Annotated in this window: 7 protein-coding genes; all 7 read left to right on the top strand. The window is 49.6% G+C overall.

Features of this window, described 5'->3' with window-relative positions:
• The first annotated feature begins 3 nt into the window (after nucleotides 1–3).
• The 7 genes from FM107_RS15230 to FM107_RS15195 all read left to right on the top strand — a co-directional run bounded on the left by FM107_RS15230 (nucleotide 4) and on the right by FM107_RS15195 (nucleotide 12,158).
• A complete protein-coding gene (locus tag FM107_RS15230; protein WP_086949333.1) occupies nucleotides 4–1,149 on the top strand; it encodes a SusE domain-containing protein in 1,146 nt (381 codons plus the stop codon).
• 16 nt (nucleotides 1,150–1,165) lie between these two features.
• Nucleotides 1,166–2,284 carry a glycoside hydrolase family 76 protein gene (locus tag FM107_RS15225; protein ID WP_086949332.1) on the top strand — a complete coding sequence of 373 codons (1,119 nt, stop codon included), beginning with the start codon at nucleotides 1,166–1,168 and terminating at the stop codon, nucleotides 2,282–2,284.
• Between the two features lie 55 nt (nucleotides 2,285–2,339).
• Nucleotides 2,340–3,506 carry a glycoside hydrolase family 76 protein gene (locus tag FM107_RS15220; RefSeq protein WP_086949331.1) on the top strand — a complete coding sequence of 389 codons (1,167 nt, stop codon included), beginning with the start codon at nucleotides 2,340–2,342 and terminating at the stop codon, nucleotides 3,504–3,506.
• A gap of 523 nt (nucleotides 3,507–4,029) precedes the next feature.
• Complete coding sequence (locus FM107_RS15210; RefSeq protein ID WP_086949329.1) at nucleotides 4,030–7,239, top strand: TonB-dependent receptor; 3,210 nt, start codon at nucleotides 4,030–4,032, stop codon at nucleotides 7,237–7,239.
• Nucleotides 7,240–7,263: 24 nt separating this feature from the next.
• The gene (locus tag FM107_RS15205) at nucleotides 7,264–8,970 is read left to right on the top strand and encodes a RagB/SusD family nutrient uptake outer membrane protein (protein WP_086949409.1); all 1,707 of its coding nucleotides are present in this window, start codon (nucleotides 7,264–7,266) and stop codon (nucleotides 8,968–8,970) included.
• Nucleotides 8,964–10,886 carry a heparinase II/III-family protein gene (locus FM107_RS15200; RefSeq protein WP_218779014.1) on the top strand — a complete coding sequence of 641 codons (1,923 nt, stop codon included), beginning with the start codon at nucleotides 8,964–8,966 and terminating at the stop codon, nucleotides 10,884–10,886. Before FM107_RS15205 ends, FM107_RS15200 begins: the two co-directional genes overlap by 7 nt.
• Nucleotides 10,887–10,910: 24 nt before the next feature.
• Entirely contained in the window at nucleotides 10,911–12,158 is a 1,248-nt protein-coding gene (locus FM107_RS15195; RefSeq protein WP_256959569.1) for a glycoside hydrolase family 88 protein, read from the top strand.
• Nucleotides 12,159–12,167: the final 9 nt, after the last annotated feature.

The raw sequence follows: 12,167 nt of genomic DNA, 5'->3' as shown, positions 1-12,167 counted from the left end.
ATTATGAAAAAATATATAAATATACTCTTGTGTTCATTCCTTGCTGTATTTGTTCACTCCTGTAAGACCGATGATATGAACTATAGCGACGCGCAGGTTACCGCAGTGACGGCACTTTATTCGCCGACCGATAATGCCGCGGTAAAACTAGTCAGCGCGGAATCAGCTTCGCTATTTTTTGAATGGGAGCCCGCGCGAACCGAGGATAATGGTGCGGCACTTTACGAAATTGTATTTGACAAAGTAGGTGGAGATTTCTCCCAGCCGATTTATACCATAACCTCGAACAATAATGGCTACCTATCGAATGCGACGTTAACCCATAAGGTGTTAAATAGTGTAGCTACGATGTCGGGAATCAACCCCGGAGAGAGTGGAGAAATAATATGGACGGTAGTTTCCTCTCGCGGGTTGAACCGGATATTGAGTGAGCAGGTTCGTACATTGACCATTTCTACGCTGGAAGGTTTTGCAGAGGTTCCGAATGAAGTCTATCTTTTCGGCGAAGGGTCTGAAACCGGAACAGATGCCAGTGCTAGCCTTCCATTCAAACAAACTGCAGGTGGTGAGTTTGAGATATATTCCAAGCTCGAGGCGGATAAAGACTATGTTTTTATCGATCGCAAAGGATCATCCCCGCGTTATTTTTATTCGGATGATCAGGTTAAATTAAAAGAGGGTGAAGAAGGTAGTGCGATGAAAGTGTCCAAAACGGGCGTCTACAAAATTAATATTGACTTTAACGTCGCTACAGTGACCTTAAGTGAGGTAGCAAGTATTGGACTATGGTTTTCCCCGGACAACAAAATTCTATTTGACCTTCCTTACCAAGGAAAAGGAGTATGGACCGGAACGGGTGTTATCAAATTCAAGCAAGAAAGCTGGGGCAAAGATCAGCGTTATAAATTCCAGTTCGAGGCGATCGAGAACGGTTCCCAAGTGACTAAACAATTTGGAACGCTCAACGCTTCCGACAACCCGCCAAATGAAAGCTCTGATCCTTCTTATTATTACATAAGGGTTTTAGCGAACGTTACGCAGTGGGATGACAAATGGAAATTTATTGATGCCGTAGATGGAGCCTCTACAACAATATCTATAATAATGCAAGGTGACAAGGAGTACACACATTCGGTTACCGTTAATTAGAGAAAGGAAAATTGTTATGAGAAAGATAGTAATATTGATGATTTTTATCACAGGATTTTATTCCTGTGATAAAGTTGAAGATGAATATATGTTCGACGATTCCATCGACGAATCATGGGAAAGTATCGCCGATCAGACGAGTGAAAAGTTAATTTCCGAGTTTTGGAATGAACAAGGATATTTTAACTACGGCAGTAACGGCTCGGATAACGGGTTTCAATATTGGCCAAATGCGCACGCCATGGATGTGGTGATTGATACTTATTTACGAACAAATGACAACAAGTATAGCGCTTATTTTGACCCCTGGTTCGAAGGGGTGAAGGCTAAAAATGGTGGTAATTATTACAACGAATTTTATGACGACATGCAGTGGAATGCGCTGACATTCTTAAGGCTGTATGAAATCACCAAAGAACAAAAATACATGGAGGCGGTCGAGATCTTGTGGGAGGATATTAAAATGGGCTGGAACGAGCAGTACGCCGGCGGAGGGTTAGCCTGGAAGAAAGATCAGCCCTATAGTAAAAACGCCTGTTCGAACGGTCCGGCGAGCATATTGGCGGCCCGGTTATACCAATTGACAAGCGAGCAGGAATATTTAGACTGGGCGCTGAAGATCTATGCCTGGCAAAAAGATAATCTGTATGATCGAGCGACCGGTGCGGTATATGATAATATTGACGGAAGAACAAGCGTCGTAAGTACTGTGGCCTTAACGTACAACCAAGGGACATTCTTAGGAACGGCAGTGGAATTATTCCGTATAACGGCAGATCCTGTTTACCTAAACGATGCGCAAAAAATTGCAAGCTATACGATCACAAAATGTATTGATGCAAGTAACAATATACTACGAGATGAGGGCAACGGCGATGGAGCATTGTTTAAAGGAATATTTATACGTTACTTCGTAGACTATTTGGCTCTGGAAGGGATCAATTCATTATACAGAACCAAATTTGAGAATTTTTTGATCAATAACGGGAAAGTAGCCTGGAACCGGGGAAATGACCATAACGTTTTATTGTTTGGTAAATCGTGGAGTGAGGTTCCTGTAGGGAATACACAGTTAACCGCACAGTCAAGCGCCGCTATGCTATTTGAAGGCCTGGTAAGACATTCCAAATATTAGACGTGTAAATTATATTATTTTTAAATCGAAAACTATACTTTCAAAAAGCAACACTATGAAAATTTTTGTCACCACTATTTCTTTGCTCATCTTAACCTTTAACGGCTTTGGGCAAGAAAATAGAAACTTGCCGCGCGCGAATGCCATAATGGATTCCGTATATAAATATTATGCTGTGCCCGGTAGCCCCCTTCTTCGGGAGCAATACCCCTACAACGAAACGTATGTAGCGGATTATTTAGGCGGTGGGGAGAATTCCTCCAAAGCAAATCCATACTCCTATTTATGGCCTTTCTCGGGCTCGCTGTCCGCGCAGGTAGCGATCTTTCACTCCTCGGGCGATAAACAGGTGAAAAAACAGATCGATAACACCGTACTTAAAGGGTTAGACGCCTATTACGATAAGCGGGTGCCGGCCGGTTACGCCTCGTATGTTAACTCCGCGCCCGAGTCGGATCGGTTTTACGACGATAATATTTGGCTCGGAATTGATTACACGGATCTTTTTTTGCTCACTGCAGACAAGAAGTACCTCCAGAAAGCAAAAGAGATATGGCGATTTGTTGCGAGCGGTATGGATGAGAAACTTGGTGGAGGAATATACTGGTGTGAGCAGCGCAAACATTCCAAAAACACTTGTTCGAATGCCCCAGCGATCGTATATCTGGCGAAACTCTACCAGGCAACGAATGATAAAAAGTATCTCGAACTAGCCCAACAGCTATACAGTTGGACACAAGAGAACCTGCTCGATAAAACAGATAATTTATATTTTGACAACATCAGCCTAGATGGCACCATTGAGAAAACAAAATACCCTTACAACTCCGGGCAGATGATTCAGGCCGGTGCGCTCTTATATAAGATTACCCAGCAAAAGCAGTACCTAACGGACGCGCAGAACGTGGCTCACGCATCGTATGATTATTTTTTCTACGACTACAAGCAGCCAGCTACGGGCAAGACGATCAAGCTGCTGAAAACAAGCAATAACTGGTTTATTGCTGTTATGATGCGCGGATTTATGGAGCTGTATGGCCAGGATGCTAACCGTCTGTATGTCGATGGATTCCAAGCGAACCTGGATTTCGCGTGGGAGCATATGCGTGAGCAAAATGGACTGTTCAACTCCGATTGGAGCGGGGAGAAAAAGAAAAAAAGCAAATCGCTGCTCGACCAGTTTGCCTTGGCCGAAATGTATGGAAATATCGCAAAGCTGTAGCGCTTTGTGGGAACCAGCGCCCGCTGGTCATATCTGCGCGTGATTGCTGTGCTTAGCGAAATTGAATAGTGCGGCGGCGTATACCAACGCATGAAAAATGCCGAAGGACCCTAGACAGGGGGTAGCCTTCGGCATTTTTTTATGGTGCGCCCACTTTTATTTGCAGCCATGCAGGGGTCCGTCCAGGGCCCGCTGGGCGGTAAAAAGCCGTAATAAACAGAATTGTCTACCTAAAAAGATAGTATTTTCCCCCTGGCTGTCCGGCGTTATTCCCGAGGTTTGTAATACAGCCGTGGGGATAAGCTCACATTTAGCTCCACAAAAAATAACCAAGTATAAGACCGAATTCACTCGGGATATAATAATTTATCGCTACGGCGACCTTTTCGTGCTCGGGGCAGGTATGCCATTCCAGCGAAAAGATATCTGATTTACAAGCTTTTGCTGAGCGGTTCTGTCAGTGCCAGCCCGAAAATGGCGGTCGACTCGTGCTAATAGAATAATACAATTATAAACTAACATAATGAGAACAAGAACCTACATTCATCCCGCTTCAATCGGATCCCACATCCGTGCGGCACTCTGCTGTCCGCTGATCATAGCGGCGGTACTCGGAATTCCAAATTGCTCCCTGGCTAGCGGCGATATGCTGCCCCCAGCCACCGGCGTAAGTTCCCTCGCGCAAACAGCCATAACTGGTCATGTTGTTGATGCGACGGGTGCTCCTCTAGAAGGCGTTACGATCACGATAAAAGGGACGACCAGCAGCACCTCCACTGATTCTGGCGGAGGCTTTACTATCAACGCCGCCCAGCTACCGGTGACCTTAACCGCCTCGCGCGTAGGCTACGCCAGCAGCGAGGTAACCGTAACAGGTGCCGCATCGGTGAGCATCACCCTGAGGTCTTCCACTACTGGCATCGACGAAGTAGTCGTAGTGGGCTTTGGCTCGCAAAAGAAAGAAAACCTCACCGGATCGGTGACCTCGATCACCATGTCCGAGGTTGTGGAAAGCCGGCCGGTGACTTCCTTATCGGCGGGACTATCGGGACAGGCGCCCGGCCTATATGTTAATCAAGGATCCGGAAAGCCAGGCGGCGATGGCGGTACGCTGCGTGTGCGCGGGCAGGGGACGCTAAACAACGCCAATCCCCTGGTGGTGATCGACGGCGTAGTGGGGGATATGAACCTGATTAACCCCCAAGATGTTCAGAGCATATCGGTGTTAAAAGACGCCGCGTCTGCCTCCATCTATGGCTCACGCGCAGCAAATGGGGTTATTCTAATAACAACAAAGCGCGGAACCGCAGATGACTTTAAACTCAGTTACAGCAACTACTTCTCCACCCAGCAGCCCTCGAACGTTTTTAGCATGGTGTCTAACTATGCAGACTACATGGAGCTGGTGAACGAAGGGTATTACAACGGTGATCCGAATGCTACACCCATTTTCTCGCAAGAGAATATTGACCTCTGGCGAGAAAACCAAGGAGGCGATCCCCTTAAATATCCCAATTCAGACTGGGTGGACGACGTCTTTGAAAGGCAGCTCAGCCAGAACCATAATGTCTCTTTTACCGGAGGGTCGGAGAAGATAAAGTTTTTTGGTTCCTACGGCCTGCTTGATAATCCGGGTGTAATCGAAAAAGCGAACTATAAGCGCCACACGGCGCGCGTGAACCTGGAGGCCGATCTTAAGCCTTGGCTTACCGTGGGTACAAACATTAGTGGCCTGGTATCCAAGACCGACATCGGCACGAACCTGATTGGCGACGTGTTCACCTATGCCGCGGCAAGTACGCCCGGTATGGTGCTGCGCTCGCCCGACGGGCGCTATGGCTCGGCCAACAATCCCGAGGACGATCCCCAGGCGAACAACGTGCTGCATAGGCTCAACATCCGCAAGGGCAACATCAACAAAAACCAGCTCGTATCGCGCTTTTTTGCGAAGGTAAGCCCCATGAAAGGGCTGAGCTTCGAGGGATCCTATAGTTATACCTACAACGATGACTTTATCTATTCCCAGCCCGTGTTTTTGGACCGCTGGAATTTTCTCACCGAAAGCATCGCCTCGGCCGGCACCGGGCGCACCTCGGTAACAAACGAGTCGGTGCGTACCTACCGCTACTACATGGACGGTATCGCCCGCTACAAAGGAACGGCCGCGCAAGACCGCTTGAAGTATGAGGTAATGGTCGGTGCGAGTCAGGAGTATATGGATGACAGCTGGTTTGCGGCCTCCAAGCTCGATCTGATTGATCCCTCGCTCAGCGTGCTCAATGCCGCAACGATGGATGCCGCCGCCTCCGGGAACAGGACCGACTGGGCCATGCGTTCTTTCTTTGGGCGCATTAACTTGGCCTGGGACGACAAGTACCTGCTCGAGGCGAACCTGCGTACTGACGGTTCATCGCGCTTCATGGCCGGAAAGAGCCGCTGGGGGACATTCCCTTCTGCGTCCTTTGGATGGAAAATATCCCAGGAGGACTTCTATTCCGCCAGCTGGATGCCTACCCTGAAGTTCCGAGCATCCTACGGGTCGCTCGGCAACAACGGTACCGTAGATGGCGCATACCGTTACAACAGCGGTATCAACAACTACGAGTACCAAACATTATACAATGCGAGTAACTACGTGCTGAATAACGAACTATTCGTCGGTTTTGCACAAACGGTGCTTAGCAACAGCCTTTTAACGTGGGAGAGTACCAATATCCTTAATTTAGGGCTCGATTTTGATCTACTGGATTATAAGCTTAGTGGTACAATCGATGTGTTCAACAAAAACACCAAGAATATATTAATCAATCTCCCCGCCCCTTTAGTCGTTGGGAATGCCTCGATACCAAGGACAAATGCCGCAACCGTGCGCAACAATGGGGTAGAGTTTAGTCTGGCGTACCGCGATAAAATCGGCGAAGACTTTAGTTTCAATGTGACTGGGAACTTTACTTTTATTGATAACAAGGTTACTAAATTCAAAGGGGATGAGCAGTCCATATCCGGGACGAACTTACTGCAAGAGGGCTACGCCATCAACACGCAGTACCTGCTGCTGGCCGATCGGATTATACAAACCGATGCCGACCTGGCGATCGTTCAGCAGATGATCGACAACGCGCCGCTGGATCCCCAGAGTGGCCAGAAGCTCAATCCTTTTGCATCGTACGGCACACCAACCAAAGGAGACCTTCTCTACAAGGATGCCAATCAAGATGGCCTGGTGAACGATGAGGACCGCGTGGCGATCGGCCATGGGACGGCCCCACGGATCACCTATGGGTTTAGCCTAGGCTTCGACTACAAGGGCTTCGACTTCTCCGCACTGTTGCAAGGGAATGCAGGGAATAAGGTGTTCTATCGCGACGGCTACTATACGCCGACCGTGCGCTGGGGGTACCAGATCAACCAGGAGCTTGCCGACGGCCGCTGGGTAGATGGTAAAACTGACGCCCGTTTTCCGCGTCTGCTGCCCTACACCAACACTATAAATACACGCAACAGCGACTTTTGGCTACAAAATAAAGCATTCCTGCGCGTGAAGAACGTGCAGCTGGGATACACCATCCCGAATGCTATTACCGAGCGCATCGCCGTGCAGAACCTGCGTATATTCGGCTCGCTGGAAAACTTCTGGACACTCACCAGCTATGAAGGGTTTGACCCCGAGGTGAGCGGCACCAATTACCCGACGATGAAACAGGCCGTGTTTGGCCTGAGCCTTACTTTTTAAATGATCGATCTAAAGAAAAGAATGATGAAAAAGATAATAACACTTCTATGTTTAGCTAGCTTACTTGGGCTATCGTCCTGCTATAAGCTCGACACGGTGCCCTATAGCCAGGTGAGTGCTTCTACTTTCTGGCAAAATGAAGATCAAGCGCTCGCCGGCGTGCTGGGCGTATATAGTGACCTGCAGAATGATAATACCTTTGGTATGCAGTTCAATTACGATGCGCTTACCGATATCGGTGTGGGCTACGACGGGGCGGGATTGGGCGAGATTATCGCTGGAACGTTCACCGACAGAACCTCACTCGTAGTTAGCCGCTGGCAGTCGGGGTACGACCTTATTCAGCGTGCGAACCACGCTATAGGCCAGATACAGCAAATGGAGCTCGAGGAGCCGGTGAAAAATACGTTTTTAGGCGAGCTGCGTTTCCTGCGCGCGCTGATGTATTTCCGCCTTACGAACCTTTTCGGGCAGGTGCCGCTGTACGACGAATCTGTTGACCTCAACACGGATTTCGCCACTTTGAAAAAACCGCGTGCCCCGCAGGAAGAGATATACGCCTTTATACACGCCGACCTGGACTTCGCTGTCCAAAGTTTGCCCGTGGTGCATCAAGCGAGTCACTATGGAAGGGTAACAAAAGGTGCTGCCTACGCCCTACGCGGGAAAGTGAACCTGTTTGAGCAAAAATGGACAGACGCGATAGCCGATTTTCAGGAGATCGTTTACAATAAAACAGAAGACTACGGCTACAGCCTGTCGGATGACTATGCCTCTTTGTTTACCATGGAGGGGGATCAGCAGGCCGAGATGATATTCGCCATACAAAATATGGGCGGCACAGGCTTCCCTAACGGTATGCCGATGGCATTTTATATGGGTACGCGCTCGACCTTCGGCAGCTGTTGGAACAGCGTCATGCCCAGCACCCGCCTGGCGGATAGCTATGAGAACCTCGATGGGTCGCCCTTTGACTGGGAGACGCACTACGCGAATTTCAACACCGATAACGCTGTGAAGAAACAGGCCTTGATGGCTACCCAGAATGCGGGAACCTTGACCCAGGTGCCCGATACGGCAAAGATAAGAGAGATATACCAGGGCCGCGATCCGCGGATGAACCAAACGCTCATCGTCCCTTATTCGCACTACATCGGCTGGAACGCCAATAAAGAGCGCTCTATGCAGCTGGTGTTAGCAACCGGGGTGAACGAGAACTTCGGGCAGATTCGTAATAACAGGGGCTGGCTAACGTATCTGTGGCGTAAATTTGTGCCCGAAGGGGACATGAATGGCGCGCTAACGAATAGGGAACACACGCCGATCAACTTCCCGCTTATCCGTTTAGCAGATGTGCTTTTGATGCTCTCGGAAGCTTATAATGAAAGTGGCCAGCTGAGCAACGCAATCCTTGAACTCAACAAAGTGCGCCAGCGTTCGACCATGCCTGGACTTAACAGCGGTCCGGCATTTCTGGCCGTAAGTGATAAAGTGCAGATGCAGCAACGTATTCGCCACGAGCGGGCCGTCGAGCTGGCGGCCGAAGGGCAGCGCTATTTCGACTTAAAACGCTGGGGGATGCTGAGCGAGGTGTCCACCGGTTTTATCGAGCAAGGTGTAGTGGGCGATAACCTAGTTACGCGTGGCTACCAAGAGCGCCACAAATTGTGGCCCGTGCCAGGGCAAGAGCGTGAAATGAATCCCGAACTAACACAAAATGCAGGATGGTAAGCATGAAGAATAATATAGCCTTATTTCTAAGCATCATATGCTTATTTTTTAGCGCTGCGGCGCTCGGCCAGCAGCAGCGCGACCTTCTGTCTGGACACTTTACGGCACAGCAGCTAGCTGCTGGGTTGCTGCCTGCAGAGCAGTGGGTGCCCTTTCCCAGCTATACCGATCGCCGGGAGTGGGATAAGCTTTTTGCCCCCGTGCTCGAGCAGGTGCTCCAAACGGGGCAGAAGAACCTCGACTACCAGTGGCAGGTGGTCAAAGCAACCGATTATCTAGCCTATGAGCGTAACGGCTCGCGCACGATAATGGAAAAGCCAATTAATGCCAACGCCAACGCCTTGAGCGCCCTATTTTTTGCGGAGCTTGCAGAAGGCAAAGGGCGTTACCTTGATCAGATAATAAACGGCGTATGGTACTTCACCGAGATGAGCACCTGGTCGCTATCGGCGCATGTGCCGGCTTTTCAGTCTTCCAAGCGCACTCTGCCCCAAGGCGATACCCAGGTGATCGACCTGATGGCCGGCGATTTGGGATCCATGTTGTCCTGGATATATTATTATTTCCGTCCGGCGATGGATCAAGTGAACCCCGAGATCAGCCGCCGATTAAAAGCGAACCTACGATCGCGTATTATCGAGCCTTACCTTCAGCGTGATGACATGTGGTGGCTGGGCTTCAAGCTTAATGAAAATCAGCTGGTCAACAACTGGAACCCTTGGTGTAACTTTAATGTGCTCACCACCTTCCTTTTGATCGAAGAGGACCCCGAGCGTAAGTTGCAGGGTGTCTATAAGAGCATGCGCTCGGTGGATAAATTCCTAAACTACGTTAAGCAAGATGGGGCCTGTGAAGAAGGTCCGTCCTACTGGGGGCATGCCGCAGGTAAGCTGTACGATTACCTCAAGGTACTCGCGCTGGCTACAGGAGGGGAAATATCGATATTTGATAACCCCATGGTGCGCCACATGGGGGAGTATATCGGCGAATCCTACATCGGTGGCGACCACTGGGTAGTGAACTTCGCAGACGCCTCGGCCAAGGGTGGGGGCAACCCGCTGCTGATCTACCGCTACGGTAAAGCCGTCGCCAGCGAGCAGATGATGCAGTTTGGTAAGTACCTTCTGGGGGCGAAAGACCCAACGTTAAAAATCAGCCGCGATGTGTTTCGCGGGCTCGAAGATTTAGTGAGCGCCCCGCAGATCGTTGACGTGCAGGCCGCTCTACCGCCGGGCGCCTTTAAATGGTACGAGCAGACCGAGTTTCTATATCTAAAATCCGGTGATGCTTTTTTTGCGGCCAAAGGAGGTTACAATAACGAGAGCCATAACCACAACGATATCGGTACGTTTATTTATTTCAAGGATCAAAAGCCTGTTTTTGTGGATGCGGGTGTAGGAACCTACAACAAGAAAACTTTCAGCAGCGAGCGCTACGATATATGGACCATGCAAAGTGGCTACCATAATCTTCCGCAGATTAATGGCCTGGACCAGGCATACGGCCGGCAGTACAAGTCGGCAGCGGTTGAATTCGACAAAAATAAAAATACCTTCTCCCTGGATATCTCCGGAGCCTACCCGAAGCAGGCAGGTGTGAAAAGCTGGAAGCGCAGCTATACCCTTCAGGAAAATGAGCTATCGATTACAGATGAGTTTGAAATTAGCGGCGCGCGCTCGGCCAATGTTATTCATTTTTTGTTAGCCAGCAAGCCAGACATACACGGGGGCGTGATCGCGCTCAATGGAGGGACGTACAATCTTCACTTTGATGCCAAAGAATTTGAGGCTTCCGTGCAAGAGATCCCCCAAGATGATAACCGCCTGAGTAGCGTCTGGGGTGCAGCGCTTTACCGCGTGTCGCTAACAGCAAAAAACGTAAAAGACAAAGGAACCTACGCGTTTCATATCAAATAACGACGACCAAATACAATGATCAGTATGAAAGAAATGATAAAAAATTGGCTCCTGCTGCTATCCCTAGGCTGTTTAATGCAGGGCTGTAGCAGGAGCGATCAGCCCGCGTTGCAGGACACCTTTGCGGCGGCGCAGCAGCAATACCGTCACCTGAGCGAACAGGCAGACTCCCTACAAAAGTTTCCTCGAACGATTGACGCGCAAGGGCAGCTCACCGGCACCAATGAATGGGACTGGACAGGTGGGTTCTTCCCTGGATCACTATGGTTTATCTACAATCAAACGCGCAACGAGCAGACCAAATCGGAAGCAATAAAATGGACCGAAAAACTCGAGGCCGCCAAGGATCTCGATCAGCACCACGATATCGGCTTTGTGATGTACTGTTCCTACGGCAATGCCATCAAATACCTGGACGACCCGGCCAAGATCCAGGCGTACAAAGCGATAATCCTTCACTCGGCGAACACGGCCTTAAAACGCTACGATAGCAAAGTTGGGCTTATAAAATCGTGGAACCGCAAAAAAGCGTGGGACGGCACCACTGTCTGGCAGTATCCGGTGATCATCGACAATATGATGAACCTGGAGATGTTATGTTACGCTTCGGATATCTCGGGGGACCCTAAATACAGAGAGGTCGCGATCAGTCACGCCAATAAAACGATGGAGAACCACTTTCGAGCGGATTATAGCACCTACCACGTCGTGGATTACGACTCAACAGGCACCGCTATCCACCAGCAAACAAACCAGGGTTATGCCGACAATTCCACCTGGGCTCGTGGGCAGGCATGGGCAATCTACGGCTTTACGATGATGTACCGGGAAACAAAAGACCCTAAATACTTGCAGACTGCTAAAAAGGCTGCTGAATATTATGTTAATCAAAAAAACTTGCCGGAGGATAAAATACCATGGTGGGACTTTAATGTAGGACAGCAAGGCTATGCCTCGGATGTCGATTTTAGCGGACGCGGACTCACCGAGCAGCCACGCGATGCGTCGGCCGCAGCAATAACTGCCTCGGCGCTCATAGAGCTCTCGGGCTTCTGTTCGGCCAACGAGAGTGAAATATTTTTGAACTTTGCCAAAGCCTCGCTAAAAACGTTATCCAGCCCCGCTTACACCGCTCCGCTGGGGGAGAATGGCGGCTTTATCTTGATGCATTCCACCGGAAGCCTTCCGCACGATTCGGAGGTGGACGTTCCACTGATCTATGCAGACTACTACTACCTTGAGGCGCTCAGTAGGTTGAAAACGCTCAACTAGTTGTTTGTT

It is taken from the genome of Sphingobacterium sp. JB170 (assembly GCF_900163865.1).
Lineage (GTDB): Bacteria > Bacteroidota > Bacteroidia > Sphingobacteriales > Sphingobacteriaceae > Sphingobacterium.
This window is presented reverse-complemented; position numbering and strand designations above follow the sequence as displayed.

Coding starts and splice junctions, on each gene's coding strand:
- FM107_RS15225 (WP_086949332.1), top strand. CDS start 1,166: ATGAGAAAGATAGTAATATTGATGATTTTTATCACAGGATTTTATTCC.
- FM107_RS15220 (WP_086949331.1), top strand. CDS start 2,340: ATGAAAATTTTTGTCACCACTATTTCTTTGCTCATCTTAACCTTTAAC.
- FM107_RS15210 (WP_086949329.1), top strand. CDS start 4,030: ATGAGAACAAGAACCTACATTCATCCCGCTTCAATCGGATCCCACATC.
- FM107_RS15205 (WP_086949409.1), top strand. CDS start 7,264: ATGAAAAAGATAATAACACTTCTATGTTTAGCTAGCTTACTTGGGCTA.
- FM107_RS15195 (WP_256959569.1), top strand. CDS start 10,911: ATGAAAGAAATGATAAAAAATTGGCTCCTGCTGCTATCCCTAGGCTGT.
- FM107_RS15200 (WP_218779014.1), top strand. CDS start 8,964: ATGGTAAGCATGAAGAATAATATAGCCTTATTTCTAAGCATCATATGC.
- FM107_RS15230 (WP_086949333.1), top strand. CDS start 4: ATGAAAAAATATATAAATATACTCTTGTGTTCATTCCTTGCTGTATTT.